Source organism: Bradyrhizobium sp. USDA 4452 (assembly GCF_054063575.1).
Map to the genome: position 1 here is coordinate 1,829,957 of NZ_JBSSGK010000001.1, position 20,519 is coordinate 1,850,475.

Consider the following 20,519-nt stretch of genomic DNA (forward strand, 5'->3'; position numbering starts at 1 on the left):
CTATACCGCCTTCGAAACCAGACCCTGCTCTGCGTCGCGCGCCCGCGCTTCCGCCGAGCGCTTCTCGGGCGGCCCCCAGCCCCCACCGCCGGACGAGCGGATCTCCAGGCAATCGCCGGGGCGCAGCTCGATGCCGACCTCCTTGGTCTTCAGCACCCGCGGCGCGCGGCCTTCCGACAGGAGGCGGTAGCGATGCGGCTGGCCGTCCTTGCCGCCGAGCATGCCGCAGGGGCCGTGGCGCGCGCCGTCGCCGGCGGTGTTGCCCTTGGCGAGTTTCTCAGTCTCCAGCACCATGTCGAGCGCGACGCCGAGCCCGCCGCGATGCTGGCCGTCGCCACCGGAATCCGGTCGGAACTCATGCTGGCGGAAATGCAAGGGAAAGCGCACCTCGGCAACCTCGATGCTGCCGAATTTGAGTCCGCCCACCGAGTGCCACTCACCGATCGAGGAATAACCGTCACCGCCCGGCGATGCGCCGCCGCCGGGCCGCGCCTGGAACATGTGCCAGATGAAATTGCGCCCGTTGCGCGGATCCTCGCCCTGGATCGCGATGCGGAATCTGCGGCCCCAGCCGCCCATCACGCGATCCGGGCAGGACGCCGACATCGCCTTGATGATGGCCTCGACGATCTCGTTGGAGGGATGGCTGGTACACAAGGTCACGGGACGGCCGGGATCGGCCCACACGATGGTGCCTTGCTTCGCCACCACCTTCAGCGGCCGCAGCGCGCCGGTGTTCTTCGGGATATCGGCGTCGATCAGATAGGCAAACGCCATCGCGACCGCAGCCTGCATGTTGGCATGCGACGAGTTGACGAAACTGGTCGACTGCGAATCGGAACCGGTGAGATCGACTTCGATGTCGCTGCCCTTTTTCGTCACCTTGGCGGCGATCTTGATGTCGGTGCGGCCGTGGCCGTCATCGTCGAGCAGCGCCTCGCCGTAGAACACGCCGTCCTTCCAGGTCGATACCACGGCGCGGGTCTGCTGCTCGGTGGCATCGAGGATCGCCTCGATCGCGGCCGCGACGGTGTCCGCGCCGAACTCGCTGAACAGCTTCGACACGCGCCGCTCGCCGAGATGCGCGGCACCCAGCATCGCCGCAAGGTCGCCGCGGAATTCACGGGGATTGCGGATGTTGAGCGCCAGCAGGTCGAGCAGGTCCTCGCGCGGCTTGCCGGCCTCGTAGAGCTTGATCGGCGGAATCCGGATGCCTTCCTGGTAGATCTCGGTCGCGGCCGGATTGTAGGCGCCATGGGTGGCGCCGCCAATGTCGCTCTGATGCGCGCGCACGATGGTCCAGAGCAATCGCTTGCCGCCGTCGAACACCGGCACGAAGGCGGTGAGATCAGGCAGATGGCTGCCGCCCTGATAGGGGTCGTTGAGCAGAATGACGTCGCCGGGCGCGACATCCTTGAAGCGTTCCTCGACCGCGAGCGTCGCCCACGGCAGGGCGCCGACATGCACCGGGATATGGTCGGCCTGCGCGATCAGCCGCCCGCGGGTGTCGCAGATCGCCAGCGAGAAATCGCGACTGGAATTGAGGATCTGCGAATAGGAGGTGCGAAGCATGGCTTCGCCCATCTCCTTCACGATCGACGACAGGCGGTGTTGGACGACGGAACGGGTAATCGGATCGATCTTGGCAGGCGTGGACACGTGATTTCCGGGAGCGGTGGAACAGACCGCTATCTTATCGCCACCGCCGCCGAGGTATAGAGCCAAAACAGCACGATGCCGATCACCAGCGCACCGGCGATGAACAGCAGCACCGCGGGCAGCCCGAACAGCGCGGCAACGCCAGCGGTGCTGAATTGCAGCAGCGCCGCGCCGAGGAAGAACGCGAGATTGACCGACGACAGCGCCTTGCCGGTGTCCTTGGCGGCGACGAGTTGCCGCGTCATGCCGTAGATCAGCGGCTGCGCCGAGGTCGCAAACCCGATCAGAACCAGCAGCACCAGGTCATATTGCACCGGCATCACGGCAACGCCGAGCAGGTTCGAGACCGGGAAGTGCGGCGCGCCGGCGGCCATCAGCACCAGCAGCACCGCGGCAATGGCATGGGTCGACGCCACCATGGTGCGGCGATGCCCGAACTTGCGATCGATGGCGCCGATACAGGCCGGGCCAATGATCATCGCCAGCGTGAACAGGCCGAGCACATTGCCGGCCTCGATGCGGCTGAGCCCCTTCATATCCATCAGCCACGGCCCGCCCCATAGGCCGCGCAGCACCAGCGAGGCACCGAGCGACACCAGCGACAGCGCGATCAGTCCGCGCAGGCCGCGCGACAGGCCGAGCCGCAACACCTCGGCCATCTGCAGCAAGGGCGAGGAATCATCGGCATGCGCCGCCGGCTGCCGCGGCACCAGCGCGAACACCGCGATCAGCACCACAATGCCGAAGCCGGCCGAGCCCCAGAAGCCGGCGCGCCAGCCGAACTGATCGACCACGAAGGCCAGCGGGCTTGCCGACAGCAGCATGCCGATATTGCCGATCGAGAGGATCAGGCCGGACCACAGGCCGAACTTCGCCGCCGACATCTGCTTGGCCGCCAGCGTCATCGGGCACATCAGCATGCCGGAGGTGGCGATGCCGAGCATCAGTTGCCCGAGCACAAAGCTCGCACGGCCCGTGGCGAGCGCCGAGACCAAAGTCCCGACCACGGTACCTCCGAGAAGGCTCAGCGACACCGGCCGCACGCCGAAACGGTCCATCGCGGCGCCAACCGGGATTTGCGAGGCGGCAAAGGAGAAATGATAGATCGAGGTGAGGCTCGCCAGCGCCTGCGGCGAGGTGCCGAAATCTCGCGCCATCAGATCGAGGCTGATCGCAGGGATCGTGCGCAGCAGCGTCGACAGCATGTGGCCAGAGGCCAATGCCAGAAGTGCAAGGACCAGGGCGCGGAACCCGATCCCCGCTGCTTCCTTCGTCACCACGCCGTCCATGAGCAGCCCTTTCCCCGAGCAGTTGCGGGGGCGGGCGTAACATTATTGGGCTGATGGTGCCAACTTTGGCGGCAGAGCTGGTGGGTTCAGCCTATCCGCAGGCTCATTTCACCTCTCCCGCTTGCAAGCGGGAGAGGGAGCGCACCTGTGATGACTGCTACTGCTTATGGAACACCAGCGTCCGCAGCTCGATGCTCTCGCGCGGCGCGGCGTCCGCAGGCGTGGTCGGGTCGACGAAGGCGGTATGCGGCCCGAACCGGGTCCGGCCGTCGGTCGCCGAATCGTAGCACTTCAGCAGGATCGCCTCGTCCGGCGTCATCTCGGGAATGTAGAACCAGCGATGGTTCGGATTGTACTTCACCGAATAGGTCTCGCCGCTGCGGTTCGGGTAGATCAGGTCGGAGGCGACCAGATCCTCCGGGGCGACCGTGGTGCCGTCGGCCATCGCGAGCGGTGAATCGCGCAACGGGCCACGGATCGGGCGCCACAGATTGATCACCTGGACGCGGCCCTTGACGAGTTGCTCAGCCTCGTCCGGCAAATGCTCGAACACCCGGTTGCGGCCGGAGACGGCGGTCTGGTCGACATGGACCCGGGTTGCGGGCTGGCGCGGGCCGCCGCCGCGGATATCGGCCGCACCTTCGACCCGCTTGCGCACGGTATGATCGAAGATGAAGACGCGATCCGCCTTCAGCGTTGCCTTGAGGAAGGCTTCGACGGCCCGGTAGTAGACGTTGCGGACTTCGTTGTCGTCGTAATAATCCTTCACGATGGTCGGATGCTTGACCAGCGCAAAGCCCTCGCGGTCGAGCGAGAAGCTGTCGGCGATCAGGCGCCCGTCGAAGATCGGGACATTGCGAGGTTCGGGCAGCGCGGTGGATTTGGGTTCGCCGGGCGGCGGATCGAAAGCGTAGGTCCGGGGCTTGCCCGGCGTCGGCGCGAGATAATTCAGTTCAGCGGTCACAAACGGCAGCGACTCGATGCGAGTTTCTTGAAGGCCCACGGTGATCTCCCGGACTCGATTGTTCGTCTGTTTGATCTTGGCGGTGCCGGACGACGCCGCAAGGGCGTCCGGAAAATAGCAACGTTGCTAGTCCCCCCGGTAAGAAACCGGAAAAATCCTTCCGGCGTCGCCATCGCGAAGTGGATGGTTATTTCGCGATCACGCCAACAGGCGCGCCCGCGGCTTACCCCTCTCCCCAGCCCTCCCCCGCAAGAGGAAGCCCGACCAATGTGTTCACCTCACGAAGGTAAACATCCTGCGCTAGCTGCATCGATGTGAGGAAGGCACCAACGGAAGGGTTCCCTCCTCCCTTGCGGGGGAGGGTTAGGGAGAGGGGGTGTCACACGCCGCGCTCTCTCAAGATGTGCAGCAAGCAGCAGAGATCGCGCATTCGCAAAGCTACAGCCCGGCGCCCTTCTCCACCGCCGCGCCAAACGACCGGTCGACGACATTGGCCGCGTTGATCTTCTGCCGGATCAGGCCCCAGCGGTCGTAGAGGTCGATGGTCTTCTGCTCGTCGGCCACCACGCTGTCGTCGATCGGCGCGATGCGGATCTTGGCCCGCGTCAGCCAGTTCACCGCCACCGCGGGCGGGATGTTCATCAGCCGGCCCCAGGTCGCAGCGTAGCCCTCGATATTGTTCTGCGACCAGGCGCGCGCGGCTGCCAGCCGCCGCACGAAATCCTCGAGCTCGGCGCGCTTGTCCTTGATGGCATCAGGCGTTGCGACCTGGAAGCCAAGACCGGGCGTGATGCCGTCGGCCGTGATCACGCGGCGCGACTTGAACAGCACCTCTTCCTGGCTGACATACGGCTCCCAGGTCGACCAGGCATCGACCGAGCCTTGCGTGTAGGCGACCTTGGCATCCGACGGCGCGAGGAACACGATCTGCACGTCGCTCGCCTGCCAGCCCTTGGACTCCAGCGCCGCCAGGATTAGCTGATGGCCGATCGAGCCGCGGCCGGTTGCGATCTTCTTGCCGCGCAGATCGTCGAAGCTCTTGATCGCGGAATTCTCCGGCACCACGATCGCAAGCCCGTCGCGCGATTGCCGCACCGCCGCGATCGCCTTGACCGGAATCTTCGCGGCAGCCGCGAACGTGAACGGCGCGTCACCGACGAGACCAGTATCGATCGCGCCGGCGCCAATCGCCTCCAGCAGCGGCGCCGCGGCGGCGAACTCCTTCCACTCGATCCTGTAGGGAACGTCCTTGAGCACGCCGGCCGCTTCCATCACGGCCTGCGAATTGCCCTTCTGGTCGCCGACGCGCAGCGTCACTTGCGCGAAGGCGGCGTCGATGGCGGCGAGCGCAAGCGCCGCCGCGACAATGAGACGGATCATTCGGCGGCGATCCCGCGCTGCTGGTCGCGCGCTTCGATCAGCTTGCGCGTGAGCGGGATCAGCTCGCGGCCATAGTCGATGGCATCGACCAGCGGATCGAAGCCACGGATCAGGAAATGGCTGACACCAAGATCATAGTAGTCCGCGAACACATCGGCGACCTGCTCGGGCGTACCGACCAGCGCGGTGGTATTGCTGTTGGCGCCGGTGAGCTTTGCGATCTCCGTCCACAGCCGCTTGTCGATGCGTGTACCCTGATCGGCCAGCGCCAAGAGCCGCTTTGCGCCGTCGGTCGCGTGATTGGGACGACGGTAGCCGGTCTGGTCCTGTAACGCGGTGGCGCGCGCGAGGATATGCTCCGCCTTCGCCCATGCCTTCTCCTCGGTGTCGGCGAGGATCGGCCGCACCGACAGGCTGAAGCGTGGCGTCGGCCGGCCGTGCTTGGCCGCCGCGGCGCGAACCCGCGCGGTGACGTCGCGCACCTGCGCATAGGATTCGCCCCACAGCGCGAACGTGTCGGCATGCTTGCCCGCGACCTCGACCGCGGCGTCCGAGCCGCCGCCGACGAAGGTGTAGATGCCGCCCTTCTGCAACGGCTTCACCTGCGAGAAGCCGTTTTCGACGTTGTAATACTTGCCGCTGTAGTTGAACGGCTTCTCGCTGGTCCACTCCAGCCGCACGATATCGAGGAACTCGCTGGTGCGGGCGTAGCGCTCGTCCTTGTCGTCGAGCGTGTTGCCGTCCTGGCGCAGCTCGATGGCGTTGCCGCCGGTGATGACGTGCAGCGAGACGCGGCCGCCATAGAACTGATCCAGCGTCGCAAGCTGGCGCGCCAGCAGCGTCGGCGCCGTGAAGCCCGGCCGCTGCGCGATCATCACTTTCAGCTGCTTGGTGATGGTCAGGACATGCTGCGCGACCTGCAGCGCATCGGGCGTGGTCGAGTGGAACGCCAGCAGCGCGCGGTCGAAGCCGGCGAGCTCATGGGCCTTCGCCACCGTCTCGATATAGGGCGGATCGAGTACCGGGCCGGACCGGACGATGGTCTCGGACGAATTGTTGTTGGTGATGAAGCCGATGAACTCGACCGGCATGACTGGCAACTCCGTTATTGTTGGCTGTTGTTTTCAGACGCCCAGCGCGAAGCGTCCGGCGGAGACGCGGGTGGCATCGTCTTGCGGGGTATGGACGCGGCCGCACAGCACGTCGCGGTAGTGCCGCTCCAGCGGGTTGGTTCGCGACAGGCCGTGATTACTGGTCAGCGACAAGGCATCCTCCACCACTGCTGCGGCGTTATTGGTCACCGTCAGCTTGATGATGTTAGACTCGATCGCGGACAGCGGGAAGCCGTTATCGAAATCGGCGGCGAAGCTGTCGATCAGGCGGGCATTGACCGCAAGCCGGGCCTCGATGCCGCCGACCACCTCCTGCATGCGCGGCAGCGTCGCCAGCGGCGCGCCGAGATTGGCCGGCACCCGCTCGTTGAGGAACTTGACCAGCCAGTCGCGCGCGGCGCGGGCGATGCCGTCATAGATCGCGGCGACGAAGATCGCGTGCACGGTCGCCTGGGTGACGTCAGGAACCTTCCAGTCGTCGAGCTTGCGGACGTCGATCTCGTAATCCAGCGGGAACACGACGTCGTCGAAGACCACGGTGTGGCTGCCGCTGGCGCGCAGGCCGAGATGATCCCAGGTCTGCTCGATCCGCGTTCCCGGCAATCCGGCAGGAACCAGAAACAGGCCGACACGGGCGTCCTGCTCGTCGGTCTTCGCCCAGACCGAATACCATTTCAGGATCGGCGCGCCGGTCGAATAGATCTTGCGGCCGGTCAGCCGCCAGCCGGTCTCGGTACGCCGCGCCGTGGTCGCCGGCAGGCCGCCGCGCGCGGGCGAGCCCAACTCGGGTTCGACGCGGAGCGCGTTGATCAACGCCACGCCCTCGACCGTCTCCTTCGCAAGCTTGCGCGACAGCCGGGTAGGCCAGCGCGTGCTGCGCGCCATCACCAGATGCTGGATGTAATGCATCGACAGCACCAGCGCGGTCGACGGATCGGCCTTGCCGATGATGCCGAGCACGCGCGTGGCATCGCGGGCACCGGCACCTGCGCCGCCGAGCGCGGCGGGTACCGTCAGCGCCAGCAGGCCTTCGCGCGAGAGATCGGCGAAATTCTCGAACGGAAAGCTGGCGTCGCGATCATGTGCGGGGGCGCGCGCGGCAAACACCTCGGCGAGCCGCAATGCGCGCGCGATGTGCTCAGGCTCGTTCGCTGGCGGCAGCTCCCGCGCCGCTGTCGTCACCATGTCGCCTCCAGTCCGAGCAGGCCGAGGATCTGCTTGCGCAGATCAGCCAAATATGGATCGCCGCGATGCCGCGGATATGGCCGGGCGACCGCGATGTCGGCCTTGATCCGCGCCGGACGATCGGAGAGCACGATGACGCGGTTGGCGAGCACCAGCGCTTCCTCGACGTCGTGAGTGACGAGCAGCGTGGTAAAACCCTTGCGCTGCCACAGCGCCACGAGTTCGGCCTGCATCGCGATCCGCGTCAGCGAGTCGAGCTTGCCGAGCGGCTCGTCGAGCACGAGGATCTTCGGATCATTGACCAGCGCGCGCGCCAGCGCCACGCGCTGCGCCATGCCGCCCGAGAGCTGGTGCGGATAGGCGTTGCGGAACGACGACAGCCCGACCAGCTCGATCACGGCATCGACCCGATGCCGCTGCGCCTTCAGGATGCCCTGCGCTTCCAGCCCGAGCGCGACATTGTCCCACACCGAGCGCCACGGAAACAGCGTCGGGTCCTGGAACACGACGACGCGCGATGGGTGCGGACCACTGATGCGGACCTCATCCTCGCGCAGCGAGCCGCTGCGCGGCTTCTCCAGCCCTGCGACCAGCCGCAGCAGGGTCGACTTCCCGCAGCCGGACGGGCCGAGCAGCGCGACGAACTCGCCCGGCACGATCGAAAGGTTCACATTGTCGAGCACCGGCAGCACAGCGCCGTCGATATCGAACGCGTGGCTGACGCCTTCGATATCGAGCTTGGCGCCGACCGCGGGATAGGTGATCGCTTCGGCGGCGGATTGCACTACCATTTGACGACGCCCTTCTGCCAGACCAGCAGGCGATCACGGGTCTTGAACAGCAGCGTGATCGCGCCGGAGCAGAGCAGCGACATCACGATCAGCGCCGCGTACATGTTGGCATAGGCCGCCCAGCCTTGCGCCCATTGCAGGTACCAGCCGAGGCCGGCCTTGACGCCGATCATCTCGGCGACCACGAGCACCGCAAAGGACGAGCCGAGCCCCATGAACAGGCCGACGAACACATGCGGCAGCGCGGCGGGGATCGCGACTTTCAGCACCAGGAACGACGGCTTGGCGCCGAGCGTGCGCGCGACGTCGTAATAGGCGCTGCTGACGCTCGCCACGCCGGACCAGGTCAGCACCGTCACCGGGAAGCCGGTGGCGAGCGCGATCAGGAAGGTCGAGGCGCTCCAGCTCGACGGGAAGGTGAAGAACGCGATCGGCAACCAGGCGGTCGCCGGCAACGGCCCGATGAAGCGCAGCACCGGATGCACCCAGTAACCGATCTTCTGCGACCAGCCGATCGAGACGCCCGTGATGAAGCCGACGGTCGCGCCGATGATGTAACCGCCCAGCTGCAGCTTGATCGAGGCGAACACGCTGTCGAGCAGTTTCGGCAGATCGTCGGTATAGACCTCGAGGATCGACTGCGGCGGCGGGAAGAACGGCAGCGGCAGCCAGGCGAATTTCGCGGTCGCAACCTCCCACAGCGTGATGAAGGCGCCGAACGCCACCAGCCATGGTGCGCGCTTGCGCAGCGCCTGCCCGGCGCCGCCGAGATAATCGGCGCTGAACGTGCCGAACAGGATGAAGGCCGCGATGACGATCGCGCCGATGCCGAGCGAAGAGGTTCGCGACCAGTCGCCGACATCGGGCCAATAGAGGCATGACAGCCCGAACGCGAGCCAGACGAGGCTCGCCGCAAGCCCGACACCATAGCTGCCGGACAGATTCGAGAAGGTGACCGCGGCGCGCGGCGCGGCGGCGGCCGCCGTGTCAGACACTGAATACGTCGACATAGATCCGCTCCGCGAATTTGGCCGTGTCGGTGCTCTGCTTGAACACCTGCACCGATTTCAGGTCGTCGGCGTAGCCCTTGAGCTCGCGCTTCAGCACCTCGCCGGTCGGATGATGGTGATGAGTGTGGTAGCGCGCCATCGCCTCGAGATCGGCGAGGCTCGCCGCCTTCGGCGCATAGGGCTGGAACGACTTTGCCGCCTTGTCCGGATTCTGCGACGTAAACATCGCGGCATCGAGCAGCGCCTGGGTGATGGCGCGCGCGACGTGCGGTTCTTCGCGCACCAGGCTGCCGCGCAGGCCGACGATGCAGCAGCTCTTGTCGCGGTACTCGCCGTCGAGGTTGGAGGCGACCTCTTTGTACTGCGTGTCCTTGAGCCAGAGATAGGCCAGCGGGTCCGACGACAGGAAGGCCTGCACCTCGCCCTTCTCGACCGCGACGTTCAGGAGATTGCCGGGATAGGCGCGCCAGTCGACATCCCTGACCGGATCGATGCCGAGCTTGGAGAGCTGGATCGAGAAGAAGTTCTTGTCAGGACCTGCGAGATCGCCGACCGCGACGATCTTGCCCTTGAGATCGGCGAGCTTGTCGACACCGGAATTGGTCCGGGTCAGGACGCGCATGCAGCCGCCATGGGTGCCGGCGGCGATCTTGACGTCGAAGCCCTGCTCGAGCGGCTTCAGCCAGCGCAGCGCCATGCCGAGCCCGGCATCGCTCTTGCCGGTGGCGATGGCCTCCAGCAGCTGGTCGGTCGAGCCGGAATAGTTGACGAGCTCGACGTCGAGATTCTGCTTCTGGAAGAAGCCGTGGTCGATGGCAACCGGCAGCGGCGCAAGGCAGACCGCGCCGGCGTTCCAGGACAGTTTCAGCTTGCGCGGCGCGCCGGTCAACGGCGGCGCATCGGATGCGGTCTTGCAGATCGGAAATTCGGAGAAATCGATCGCCGGCGTGATCGCCCGCGGCGCGAAGGCCTGCGCGTGATAGGCCCCGATCGGCGCCGCAAGGGCTGCGGCGGCGCCCGCGCGGAGCAAGGTGCGGCGATCCATCACCGTCTTCTTGTTGTCGACAGACATTCATCACTCCTGCATTCGGCAATGCTCCGCCCCGCGCGCAAACGCCTCCGTCTGCGCGCCCCGTCGTTCGAAGCTCATGGTTCAGAAAAAGCGGATTTCTCCGGCGCTATTGCACTCAAAGCAACCCGGGAATGATGCGGCGCGGCAACTTCATCGTCAATGAAATGGAATTTCGAATGTGGTCGGCGCGGCAGCCGAACTCTCCACGATCGTAGCGCGCGACGATGAAAGGATTTTCGCCCTCATAACGGCGCAGACCTGAAACAGAACGCCTCCGGTTGCACCAAATTTGAGCGAAACATCGCCGCTTGCGCGATGTCTTCTACGCATGACGGTCCGGCGAGATCATCCTTGCTGCGCGCGGGCTGATTTCAGTTTTCCGTTTCGTTGACGGCGAACGGCTTGCTCATAGACTTGCTCGAACGCTGCCGCGCTTCCCGACGAGCAGTGAATGAATCAGAAAGAAAATGCATATGCCCAAACTGACCCGCTCGGGTTCTCCCAACACTCTCACACGCCGCACCGCGGCCGCGCTGATCACCGCCGTGATCACGCTGTCGACGTCGGCCGCGGCGTTCGCGGCAGACCCGATCGTGCTGCGCGTCGGCGACCAGAAGGGCGGCAACCGCTCGCTGCTCGAGATTTCCGGCTTCGCCAAGGACCTGCCCTACAAGATCGAATGGTCGGAATTCCCGGCCGCAGCGCCGATCCTCGAAGCACTCAATGCCGGTGCGCTCGACGTCGGCTACACCGGCGACCTCGCCTTCCTCACGGTCTATGCCGCGGGCGCACCGATCAAGGCAATCGGTGGCACGCGCGCCGATCCGAAGACCCAGGCGATCCTGGTGCGGGCGGATTCGCCGATCAAGACCGCAGCCGATTTGAAGGGCAAGCGCCTCGCCGGCACCCGCGGCGGCTGGGGCCAGTTCCTGATCGACGCGACCTTGGAGAAGGCCGGCAACAAGATCGAGGATGCCAGCTTCGCCCCGCTCGGCCCGGTCGACGCCAAGATCGCGCTCGTTGCCGGTTCGATCGACGGCTGGGCGGTGTGGGAGCCCTACGTCTCCTACGCGACGCTGAAGGACAACGCGCGCGTGGTCGCCGACGGCGAGGGGCTGACACCGACCGTCACTTTCATCGTCGCCTCCGACAATGCGATCGCGACCAAGCGCGCGGCGGTGCAGGACCTCGTACAGCGGCTGAACAAGGCGCGGCTGTGGTCGCTCGACCATCTTGCCGAATACGCGAAGAGCACGGCCGAACTTACGAAACTGCCGGAAGACGTGCTGCTCGCCGCCTACACCGCACAGAAGACGAGCCCGATCGCGATCGACGAGGCCGTGGTGAAGGAGGTTCAGGCCGCCTCCGACCGCGCCACGCGCTACGGTATCCTCGGCAAGACGCTGGATGTTAGCAAGGCCGTCGACCGCAGCTTTACCGCCGGCGCGAGCCTGAACTAGCGGCGGTTCTTCACCTCCCCTTGAAAAGGGGAGGTCGGATTGCGCGAAAGCGCAAACCGGGTGGGGATCCTGCCTCCGCGAGCGCCGGCGTCCGTGGAGAGCAAACCCCCACCCGGCCCTCCCCCTTCCAGGGGGAGGGAGACAGGCAGCGGTGCTCGCCTCACCGCGCAACCGGGAGAACGCACATGCAGAGCCACAGCAGACAGGTGTCCGGCCCGCTCCATCTCGCGATCATCGTCACAGCACACCTGCTCTGCATGACCTTGTTGGTCGCGCTGTCGGTTTGATAGCGTTCTCCGAGGGCCAGCCCCAGGGAGAACAACAATGAACCTATCCATGAAGGACCGCGTCGCGGTGGTCACCGGCGGCAGCAAGGGCATCGGGATCGCGGTGGCACGGCGGTTTGCGGAATCCGGCGCCAAGGTCGCGATCCTCGCCCGCGGCGCGGCCGATCTCGCAGCGGCGCGCGAGGCACTCGCCAGGGACGGCCTCGTGGTGCGCGACTACGTCTGCGACGTCGCGAAAGCCGCCGACATCAACAAGGCTCACGACCAGATCGTCGCCGACCTCGGCAAGATCGACGTGCTGGTCAACAACGCGGGCACCGCGCGCACGCTGGCGTTCGAGAGCATCAGCGACGAAGCCTGGCAGGAAGACCTCGACCTGAAACTGTTCGCTGCGATCCGCTTCAGCCGGCTGGTGTGGCCGGGCATGAAGCAGCGCAAATGGGGCCGCATCATCAACGTGCTCAACACCTTCGCCAAGGCGCCGGCCGGCAATTCCGCGCCGACCTCGGTGTCGCGCGCCGCGGGCATGGCCCTGACCAAGGTCATGGCCAATGAAGGCGGCGAGCACAACATCCTGGTGAATGCGCTCCTGGTCGGGCTGATCATGAGTGATCAGTGGGTCAAGCGGCACGCCGCCCAAGCGCCGGACACCGATTTCGGGGAGTTCGCCAAGAACCTTGCCAAGGGCACGCCGCTCGGCCGGATCGGCACGGCGGAGGAGTTCGCCAACCTCGCCTGCTTCCTGGCCTCGGAGCAAGGCTCCTACATCACCGGCACCGCCATCAATGTCGATGGTGGCCGGTCGCCGGTGGTCTAGAGCTTCGGCTTCGATCCAGCCGAAGTCGAAGCTCCAGGGTCTTGCTTTGGCAGGCAGCAACCTAGGGCAGGTAGCGACGGCTCAAAAGCAAAAGGCCTCCGTCACCGGAGGCCTTTCCATCTTAAACCGCGTCCTTGGCGGCCTTGACCGGCCGTGCGCGGACGATCTTCCGGGCCGGCTTGGCCTTGAACATCATCTCTTCGCCGGTGAAGGGGTTAGTGCCCTTGCGCGCCTTGGTCGCAGGCTTCTTGACCACAACGAACTTCGCGAAGCCGGGGACGAGGAACACCCCGGCCTTCTTCAGCTCCTTGTGGCCGACATCGACGAGCGAGTCCAAAACGTTCTTGACGTCGCGCTTGGAGAGTTCGGTGGTGGTCGCGATCTTCTCGATCACTTGCGACTTCGACAGTTGGGTAGCCATGGTTGCTCCATTGATTCTGGAGTGGGCACGATATGGCGGAAAACGCCGAGAAAAACAGTGTTTTCTGCACTCGCCACGACAATATCGCTGTGGACAGCCCCCGAATCAGGGTTTTTTCCAGTGTTTTCTTCAGTCAATTCGCTTCCGACCCCTAAAATTACAGCGTTTGCGCGGCTTCGGGGCTCCCGAAACGGCCCCCCTCCGAGAGAATCACTCGACGCATCCCGCGCCGCCCGCGCGCGACAATGTTGCGTACTGTTCGGGTTGCGGCGCGTCGCAGCGCGCCACTTCAGGTTTCGGAAACGATCCTCCAAAAGACCGAGGCATTAGAAAATGACTCGGGTTCCCATTCCATCGTAACATCGTAAAGGGCGCCACGGCCGATCGGCCGGCCCCTGCCGCAAGCCTTTATGTATGTTCTGGAGACCCCGCGTATGGATTTGTCCCGCCTCGAGATCAACCGCCGCACGGCCCTGCTGACCTCGGCCGCGATTGCGGCCAACGTCATCAATCCGATGCGGGCATTCGCGCAGGAAACCCCGCGCAAGGGCGGCGTGTTCAACGTCCATTACGGCGCCGAGCAGCGCCAGCTGAACCCGAGCATCCAGGCCTCGACCGGCGTCTACATCATCGGCGGAAAGATCCAGGAGAATCTGGTCGACCTCGACGCCAGCGGCCAGCCGGTCGGCGTGCTCGCCGAGAGCTGGGAGGCGACGCCGGACGGCAAGACCGTCACCTTCAAGCTGCGCAAGGGCATCACCTGGCACGACGGCAAGCCGTTCACCTCGGAGGACGTCGCCTTCACCGCGATGAACATGTGGAAGAAGATCCTGAACTACGGATCGACGCTGCAGCTGTTCCTCACCTCGGTCGATACACCCGATCCCCAGACCGCGATCTTCCGCTACGAGCGGCCGATGCCGCTGAACCTGCTGCTGCGCGCCCTGCCCGACCTCGGCTACGTCTCGGCCAAGCATCTCTATGAGAGCGGCGACATCAGGCAGAACCCGACCAATCTGGCGCCGGTCGGCACCGGCCCGTTCAAATTCGTCAAATACGAGCGCGGCCAATACATCATCGCTGAACGCAACCCCGACTACTGGCGTCCGAACGCCCCCTATCTCGACCGCATCGTCTGGAAGGTGATCACCGACCGCGCCGCCGCGGCCGCGCAGATGGAGGCCGGCGAACTGCACTACAGCCCGTTCTCGGGGCTGACGATCTCGGACATGGCCCGGCTCGGCAAGGACAAGCGCTTCATCGTCCAGACCAAGGGCAATGAGGGCAACGCCCGCACCAACACCATCGAGTTCAACTTCCGCCGCAAGGAACTGTCCGACATCCGCGTCCGCCGCGCCATCGCGCATGCGATCAACGTGCCGTTCTTCATCGAGAACTTTTTGGGCGATTTCGCCAAGCTCGGCACCGGCCCGATCCCGTCGACCTCCACCGATTTCTATCCCGGACCGAACACACCGCAATACCCTTACGACAAGGCCAAGGCGATCGCCCTGCTGGATGAGGCCGGCTTCAAGGCCACCGGCGGCAACCGCTTCGCGCTGAAACTGCTGCCGGCGCCGTGGGGCGAGGACATCTCGCTGTGGTCGACCTTCATTCAGCAGTCGCTCGGCGAAGTCGGCATCCAGGTCGACATCGTGCGCAACGACGGCGGCGGCTTCCTCAAGCAGGTCTATGACGACCACGCCTTCGATCTCGCCACCGGCTGGCACCAGTACCGTAACGACCCCGCGGTCTCGACCACGGTGTGGTACCGCTCCGGCCAGCCCAAGGGCGCGCCGTGGACCAACCAGTGGGGTTGGGAGGACAAGACGGTCGACAAGACCATCGACGATGCCGCGACCGAGGTCGATCCGGTGAAGCGCAAGGCGCTCTATGCCGATTTCGTCAAGGAGGTGAACACCGAGCTGCCGGTCTGGATGCCGATCGAGCAGATCTTCGTCACCGTGATCACGGCCAAGGCGCGCAACCACTCCAACACCCCGCGCTGGGGCTCGGCGAGCTGGCACGATCTTTGGCTGAGCGCGTGAGTTGACCGCAGTTTCAATCTCAATGGAGCGCGGATCCATCCACACCGTCATTGCGAGGAGCGAAAGCGACGAAGCAATCCATCCTTCCGCGCGCGCTGCGCGATGGATTGCTTCGCTTCGCTCGCAATGACAGAGTAAAAGTCATGCGTATCCTGAGCCTTGCGGGGCGGCGGCTGGCCGCCTCGATCCCGACCCTGTTCCTGATCCTGATCGGCGTGTTCCTGCTGTTGCAGTTCGCGCCGGGCGACACCGTCGATGCGCTGATGGCGCAGATGGGCGGCGGCGACGCCGCGACCGCGCAACAGCTGCGCAAATTCTACGGGCTCGACCTCTCGGTTCCGGCGCAGCTCGGCAACTATCTGTGGCACCTGGTGCGGCTCGACCTCGGGTTCTCCTCGATCTACGGCAAGCCGGTCGCGACCGTGATCCTGGAACGGCTGCCGCCGACCATCCTGTTGATGACCGCCTCGCTGTCGTTCGCGTTCTTCTTCGGCCTCCTGTTCGGTGTGATCGCCGCGCGCGGCGTCAACCGCTGGCCGGACACCCTGATTTCGACACTCGGCCTGATCTTCTATGCGACCCCTTCGTTCTGGTTCGGGCTGATGGCGATCGTGGTGTTCTCGGTCTATCTGCAATGGCTGCCATCCGGCGGTTTCCAGGACATCGGAACGGTACAGACCGGAGTCCGGGGCGTGCTCGATATCGCCGCGCATCTGGTGCTGCCGACGCTGACGCTCGGGCTGATCTTCCTGGCGATCTATCTGCGCATCATGCGCGCCTCGATGCTCGAGGTCCTGAACCTCGATTTCGTCCGCACCGCCCGCGCCAAGGGTCTGGACGAGACCCATGTCATCACCCGCCACGTGCTGCGCAACGCGCTGCTGCCGATGGTGACGCTGATCGGGTTGCAGGCCGGCACCATGCTCGGCGGCTCGGTCGTGGTCGAGAGCGTGTTCTCGCTGCCCGGCCTCGGCCGCCTCGCCTATGAATCCGTGGTGCAGCGCGACCTCAACACCTTGCTCGGCATCGTCTTCGTGTCGGCGCTGCTGGTCATTGTCGTGAACTTCGTGGTCGACCTGCTCTACGCACGGCTCGATCCCCGCATCGCGGCGGAGGGCTGACGATGGACGCGGCGAAACGCTACTTCCGCAGCCCGGCCGCCGTGATCGGCCTGATCCTGCTGCTGCTGATCGTCGCAATGGCGGTCAGCGCCAGCTTCCTCTATCCGCGCGATCCGCTCGCCCTGGCGGGCCGGCCGCTAGTCTGGCCGTTCTCCAACCCGCGCTTCCTGCTGGGTACCGACAATTCCGGCCGCGACATCGCCGCGCAGATCTTCTACGGCGCGCGGATATCGCTCTTGATCGGCGGCGTCGCCACCGTGATCGCGATTCTGATCGGCATCCTGGTCGGCGCCTTCGCCGGCTATTACGGTGGCTGGGTCGACAACGTTCTGATGCGGATCACGGAAGCGTTCCAGACCTTGCCGAACTTCGTGCTGCTACTGGTGCTGGTCGCGGTGTTCGGCTCGACCTTGACCACGGTGACGATTGCGGTCGGCGTGGTGTCGTGGCCGGCGCCGGCGCGGCTGACCCGCGCCGAGTTCCTGTCGCTGCGCAACCGCGAATTCGTCCAGGCCGGCAAGACGCTCGGCATGAAAGACCTTCAGCTGATTCTCGGCGAGATCCTTCCCAACGCGCTGCCGCCCGTGATCGTCTATGCCAGCGTGGTGATGGCGGTCGCAATCCTATTGGAAAGCGCGCTGGCGTTCCTGAGGCTGTCCGATCCCAACGTCGCCTCCTGGGGCAATCTGATCGGACTCGGCCGCGACGTGCTCCGGGTGCAGTGGTACGTCTCGGCGATCCCCGGCATTGCGATCCTCGTCACCGTGCTCGCGGTGTCGCTGGTCGGCCAGGGCCTCAACGATGCACTCAATCCGAGGCTGAAGAGCCGATGAGCGACACCGTCCTTTCGCTCGACGGCCTGACGGTGCGCCTGCCCAAGGGCGCCGACCGGCCGCATGCGTTGTCCGATGTCTCCCTCTCGGTCGCCTCCAACGAGATCCTCTGCGTGGTCGGCGAGTCCGGCTCCGGCAAATCGATGATGGCGAACGCCATCATGCGGCTGCTGCCGAATGAGGTCACGATCGAACGGGGCCGCATGATGTTCGACGGCCGCGACCTCTGCGCCGCAGATAGCGCCGAAATGCGCGAGGTGCGCGGCGCCGGGATTGCGATGATCTTCCAGGAGCCGATGACGGCGCTCAATCCGCTGCGCACCATCGGCGACCAGATCGGCGAGATGTTTGCGATCCACACCGCTCTCTCGAAAGCCGAGATCAATGGGCGCGTGCTCGCGCTGCTTGAGGACGTGCGCATCCCCGATCCCAAGGCCGCCGCAAAGGCCTATCCGCACGAGCTGTCTGGCGGCCAGCGCCAGCGCGCCATGATTGCGATGGCGCTGGCGCTGGATCCGAAGCTCTTGATCGCCGACGAGCCGACCACCGCGCTCGACGTCACGACGCAGGCGCAGATCCTGAAGCTGATCCGCGATCTGCAGCAGCGCAAGAAGACGGCGGTGCTGTTCATCACCCATGATTTCGGCGTGGTGGCCGAGATCGCCGACCGCGTCGTGGTGATGCAGCACGGCGCGATCGTCGAGCAAGGCACGGCCGACAAGGTGCTGAACGACCCGCAGCATGTCTATACCAGGCAGCTGATCGCGGCGGTCCCGCCGCTGACGGCGCCGCCGCCGCGCATCCTCTCCGGCAAGGACATTCTGACCATCGACGGCGTCTCGAAAACCTACCGCACCGGCGGCTTCCTCGGCCGCGGCGCACGAGTGACTGAGGCAGTGAAGAACGTCTCGCTGCGCCTGCCGCGCGGCGCGACGCTCGGCATCGTCGGCGAATCCGGATCGGGCAAATCGACGCTGGCGCGCTGCATCGTCCGGCTGATCGATCCCGACAGCGGATCGATCGTGCTCAACGGCAAGGACTGGGCGAGGCTCGGCCGCGAAGAGATCAGGCGCGCGACCCGGCACATCCAGATGGTGTTCCAGGATCCGTTCGCCTCGCTCAATCCGCGCCGCAAGGCGGCCGAGCTGGTGGCGCAGGGACCGATCGTGCACGGCGCCGATCGGGCGATCGCGATCGCCGAAGCCCGACAACTGTTCGAACTGGTCGGCCTCGATCCGTCCGCCGGCGACAGATTCCCGCATGAATTCTCCGGCGGCCAGCGCCAGCGCATCGGGCTCGCACGGGCACTGGCGCTGAAGCCCGATGTGCTGGTGGCGGACGAGCCGGTCTCGGCGCTCGACGTCTCGTTGCAGGCCCAAGTCCTGAGGTTGCTCGCCGAACTGCGCCAGCAGCTCGGCCTCTCCATCATCTTCATCACACACGATCTGCGGGTCGCGGCGCAGATCTGCGATCTCGTCGCCGTGATGAAGGACGGCGCCGTGGTCGAGCAAGGGCTGACCGCCGAGGTGTTCGGCCGGCCGCAGCATCCCTATACGCAGGCGCTGCTGTCGGCGATCCCCGGCGGCGACTTCACGCGCAAGCGCGATGCCTTGATCGCCTGATCGGGCCGCTCACCTTTGCTGCGAGCGGCGCGAGGCGAGCAAATGCTCCGCCCAACGCAGCAGCTCGAAGCGATCGCCCTTGACCAGCTCCTGCGCATCGCGCTGCCGGTACAGCACCAGCATCCAGGGCGCGAGCTTGCGCAGCAGTCCGTGCGCCATGTACTGCACCGGCTCGGTGAACGGCAGCGCCAGCTCGCTTTCCGGCACGCCCTGCACCGCTTTCGCCAGTTCGCGGCCGAGCGGAATCGTCAGCGCGACGGCGCGACCGTTGCAGCCGGTCCAGCCATAGGCGTTCGGTCCGAGCCGATGCATGCGCGGCAGGAAATCCGCGGTCATCCCGACATAGCCGTTCCAGACATAGTCGAAGGAGACGTCGCCGATCTGCGGCCACAGGCGCTGCAACCGCTCGGTCACTCGTGTCTTGAGCCGCCCGGTCTTGTCGCCCGGACCGAGCACGGCCCCGCCGGTGACGAGGCGATTGCGGGCGTCGTAGCGCGCGAAATACAGCTCGCCATGGGTATCCGACATCGCCTGCCTGCCGGGGATGATGGTCTTGCGGACATTGTCCGACACCGGCTGCGTCGCCATCTGCCACGACAGCACCGGCATCACCTCGGTCGCGATCTCGGGCACCAGCGATTTCGCGAACTCGCCGCTATAGGCATTGGTTGCGACCACCAGCGCGCGGCCGGAGATCTCGCCCCGCTCGGTCTTCACCACCCAGCGATCGCCGCGACGCTCGAAGCTCAGCGCGGGCGAACGGGCATAGATCCGCGCGCCGAGGTCGAGCACGGTCCGCGCAAGGCCCCGCGCCAGCGCCAGCGGATTGACGTGACCGCCGGTCCTGTTCCAGAAACCGCCGTACCAGGCATCCGAGCCGAGCATGTCCCTGGTCTGGTCGCGCGACAGCGTTTCGACCGGCGCGCCGAATTTCGACCATTGCTGCACCCGCCTCTCGGCGATCTTGATACGGCCAGGCGAATGCACCGGCTGCACCCAGCCCGGCTGCTCCTGCTCGGCCTCGATATTGTAGCGCTTGACGACGTCGAACAGCATGGCCGCGCAGTCGCGCAGCATCGCGACGAAGCGCTCGCCGGCAGCGCCGTGTCGCTTGATGATGTCATCGGGATCCGGGCGCGACAGCGTCGGGATCACCTGGCCGTTGTTGCGGCCGGACGCGCCCCAGCCCGGCTCGGCGGCCTCGACGATCGCGACGTCGACATTGGCCTCGCGCAGATGCAGCGCGGTCGACAGGCCCGTGAAGCCGCCGCCGATGATGACGACATCGGCTTGCTGCGCACCGGTCAATTCGGGACAATCAGGGCCTGAAGGCGTCACTGCTGCCCAGAGCGAATTGGGCCAGCGCACGGCATTGCTGCTCATCATGATCCTTTCTTGCGGGCGCCCGGCCATTCTGGTTAGCTTTACTCTACTCTCCTATTTCAGCC

At 65.6% G+C, this 20,519-nt stretch carries 17 protein-coding genes; 6 read left to right on the plus strand and 11 right to left on the minus strand.

The window, feature by feature from the left end; genetic code table 11:
• The 9 genes from ACVISU_RS08720 to ACVISU_RS08760 all read right to left on the minus strand — a co-directional run bounded on the left by ACVISU_RS08720 (window position 1) and on the right by ACVISU_RS08760 (window position 10,462).
• The gene (locus tag ACVISU_RS08720; protein ID WP_456706660.1) at window positions 1-1,659 is read right to left on the minus strand and encodes a hydantoinase B/oxoprolinase family protein; all 1,659 of its coding nucleotides are present in this window, start codon (window positions 1,657-1,659) and stop codon (window positions 1-3) included.
• Window positions 1,660-1,688: 29 nt separating this feature from the next.
• A complete protein-coding gene (locus ACVISU_RS08725; RefSeq protein WP_456706661.1) occupies window positions 1,689-2,948 on the minus strand; it encodes an MFS transporter in 1,260 nt (419 codons plus the stop codon).
• Window positions 2,949-3,105: 157 nt separating this feature from the next.
• Window positions 3,106-3,951: a CmcJ/NvfI family oxidoreductase gene (locus ACVISU_RS08730; protein WP_456706662.1), complete on the minus strand. Its 846-nt coding sequence runs from the start codon at window positions 3,949-3,951 to the stop codon at window positions 3,106-3,108.
• A 399-nt stretch (window positions 3,952-4,350) separates the two neighbouring features.
• A complete protein-coding gene (locus ACVISU_RS08735; RefSeq protein WP_050404246.1) occupies window positions 4,351-5,292 on the minus strand; it encodes an ABC transporter substrate-binding protein in 942 nt (313 codons plus the stop codon).
• Entirely contained in the window at window positions 5,289-6,383 is a 1,095-nt protein-coding gene (locus ACVISU_RS08740; RefSeq protein ID WP_050404245.1) for an LLM class flavin-dependent oxidoreductase, read from the minus strand. Before ACVISU_RS08740 ends, ACVISU_RS08735 begins: the two co-directional genes overlap by 4 nt.
• A gap of 33 nt (window positions 6,384-6,416) precedes the next feature.
• On the minus strand, window positions 6,417-7,589 hold the full coding sequence (locus ACVISU_RS08745) for an acyl-CoA dehydrogenase family protein (protein ID WP_456706663.1): 1,173 nt from the start codon (window positions 7,587-7,589) through the stop codon (window positions 6,417-6,419).
• Complete coding sequence (locus ACVISU_RS08750; RefSeq protein WP_456706664.1) at window positions 7,583-8,380, minus strand: ABC transporter ATP-binding protein; 798 nt, start codon at window positions 8,378-8,380, stop codon at window positions 7,583-7,585. The genes ACVISU_RS08745 and ACVISU_RS08750 overlap by 7 nt, the downstream gene beginning before the upstream one ends.
• Window positions 8,374-9,390 carry an ABC transporter permease gene (locus ACVISU_RS08755; RefSeq protein WP_456706665.1) on the minus strand — a complete coding sequence of 339 codons (1,017 nt, stop codon included), beginning with the start codon at window positions 9,388-9,390 and terminating at the stop codon, window positions 8,374-8,376. The genes ACVISU_RS08750 and ACVISU_RS08755 overlap by 7 nt, the downstream gene beginning before the upstream one ends.
• Window positions 9,368-10,462: an ABC transporter substrate-binding protein gene (locus ACVISU_RS08760; protein WP_456706666.1), complete on the minus strand. Its 1,095-nt coding sequence runs from the start codon at window positions 10,460-10,462 to the stop codon at window positions 9,368-9,370. Before ACVISU_RS08760 ends, ACVISU_RS08755 begins: the two co-directional genes overlap by 23 nt.
• A 473-nt stretch (window positions 10,463-10,935) precedes the next feature.
• Here ACVISU_RS08760 and ACVISU_RS08765 point away from each other — a divergent pair, with 473 nt between their 5' ends.
• Together ACVISU_RS08765 and ACVISU_RS08770 are read left to right on the plus strand one after the other, a co-directional pair.
• Complete coding sequence (locus ACVISU_RS08765) at window positions 10,936-11,922, plus strand: ABC transporter substrate-binding protein (protein ID WP_456706667.1); 987 nt, start codon at window positions 10,936-10,938, stop codon at window positions 11,920-11,922.
• Window positions 11,923-12,246: 324 nt separating this feature from the next.
• Window positions 12,247-13,026 (plus strand): SDR family oxidoreductase, encoded by a 780-nt coding sequence (locus ACVISU_RS08770; RefSeq protein WP_050404241.1) that lies wholly within the window; start codon window positions 12,247-12,249, stop codon window positions 13,024-13,026.
• Between the two features lie 121 nt (window positions 13,027-13,147).
• On the opposite strand, the gene ACVISU_RS08775 is transcribed toward ACVISU_RS08770, so the two are convergent.
• Window positions 13,148-13,447, minus strand: a complete 300-nt coding sequence (locus tag ACVISU_RS08775; RefSeq protein ID WP_021077434.1) for an HU family DNA-binding protein — start codon at window positions 13,445-13,447, stop codon at window positions 13,148-13,150.
• Window positions 13,448-13,881: 434 nt separating this feature from the next.
• Here ACVISU_RS08775 and ACVISU_RS08780 point away from each other — a divergent pair, with 434 nt between their 5' ends.
• The 4 genes from ACVISU_RS08780 (at window position 13,882) to ACVISU_RS08795 (ending at window position 19,071) form a co-directional block, all read left to right on the plus strand.
• Window positions 13,882-15,495 (plus strand): ABC transporter substrate-binding protein, encoded by a 1,614-nt coding sequence (locus tag ACVISU_RS08780; RefSeq protein WP_050404240.1) that lies wholly within the window; start codon window positions 13,882-13,884, stop codon window positions 15,493-15,495.
• Between the two features lie 143 nt (window positions 15,496-15,638).
• Entirely contained in the window at window positions 15,639-16,616 is a 978-nt protein-coding gene (locus ACVISU_RS08785) for an ABC transporter permease (protein WP_456706668.1), read from the plus strand.
• A gap of 2 nt (window positions 16,617-16,618) precedes the next feature.
• Window positions 16,619-17,449, plus strand: coding sequence for an ABC transporter permease (locus tag ACVISU_RS08790; RefSeq protein ID WP_050404238.1), 831 nt, complete (start codon window positions 16,619-16,621; stop codon window positions 17,447-17,449).
• Window positions 17,446-19,071, plus strand: coding sequence for an ABC transporter ATP-binding protein (locus ACVISU_RS08795; protein ID WP_456706669.1), 1,626 nt, complete (start codon window positions 17,446-17,448; stop codon window positions 19,069-19,071). The genes ACVISU_RS08790 and ACVISU_RS08795 overlap by 4 nt, the downstream gene beginning before the upstream one ends.
• Before the next feature lie 9 nt (window positions 19,072-19,080).
• Here ACVISU_RS08795 and ACVISU_RS08800 read toward each other — a convergent pair whose 3' ends face one another.
• Window positions 19,081-20,454 (minus strand): NAD(P)/FAD-dependent oxidoreductase, encoded by a 1,374-nt coding sequence (locus tag ACVISU_RS08800; RefSeq protein ID WP_456710782.1) that lies wholly within the window; start codon window positions 20,452-20,454, stop codon window positions 19,081-19,083.
• Window positions 20,455-20,519: the final 65 nt, after the last annotated feature.

Coding starts and splice junctions, on each gene's coding strand:
- ACVISU_RS08725 (WP_456706661.1), bottom strand. CDS start 2,948: ATGGACGGCGTGGTGACGAAGGAAGCAGCGGGGATCGGGTTCCGCGCC.
- ACVISU_RS08735 (WP_050404246.1), bottom strand. CDS start 5,292: ATGATCCGTCTCATTGTCGCGGCGGCGCTTGCGCTCGCCGCCATCGAC.
- ACVISU_RS08740 (WP_050404245.1), bottom strand. CDS start 6,383: ATGCCGGTCGAGTTCATCGGCTTCATCACCAACAACAATTCGTCCGAG.
- ACVISU_RS08745 (WP_456706663.1), bottom strand. CDS start 7,589: ATGGTGACGACAGCGGCGCGGGAGCTGCCGCCAGCGAACGAGCCTGAG.
- ACVISU_RS08750 (WP_456706664.1), bottom strand. CDS start 8,380: ATGGTAGTGCAATCCGCCGCCGAAGCGATCACCTATCCCGCGGTCGGC.
- ACVISU_RS08755 (WP_456706665.1), bottom strand. CDS start 9,390: ATGTCGACGTATTCAGTGTCTGACACGGCGGCCGCCGCCGCGCCGCGC.
- ACVISU_RS08760 (WP_456706666.1), bottom strand. CDS start 10,462: ATGTCTGTCGACAACAAGAAGACGGTGATGGATCGCCGCACCTTGCTC.
- ACVISU_RS08765 (WP_456706667.1), top strand. CDS start 10,936: ATGCCCAAACTGACCCGCTCGGGTTCTCCCAACACTCTCACACGCCGC.
- ACVISU_RS08770 (WP_050404241.1), top strand. CDS start 12,247: ATGAACCTATCCATGAAGGACCGCGTCGCGGTGGTCACCGGCGGCAGC.
- ACVISU_RS08775 (WP_021077434.1), bottom strand. CDS start 13,447: ATGGCTACCCAACTGTCGAAGTCGCAAGTGATCGAGAAGATCGCGACC.
- ACVISU_RS08780 (WP_050404240.1), top strand. CDS start 13,882: ATGGATTTGTCCCGCCTCGAGATCAACCGCCGCACGGCCCTGCTGACC.
- ACVISU_RS08785 (WP_456706668.1), top strand. CDS start 15,639: ATGCGTATCCTGAGCCTTGCGGGGCGGCGGCTGGCCGCCTCGATCCCG.
- ACVISU_RS08790 (WP_050404238.1), top strand. CDS start 16,619: ATGGACGCGGCGAAACGCTACTTCCGCAGCCCGGCCGCCGTGATCGGC.
- ACVISU_RS08795 (WP_456706669.1), top strand. CDS start 17,446: ATGAGCGACACCGTCCTTTCGCTCGACGGCCTGACGGTGCGCCTGCCC.
- ACVISU_RS08800 (WP_456710782.1), bottom strand. CDS start 20,454: ATGAGCAGCAATGCCGTGCGCTGGCCCAATTCGCTCTGGGCAGCAGTG.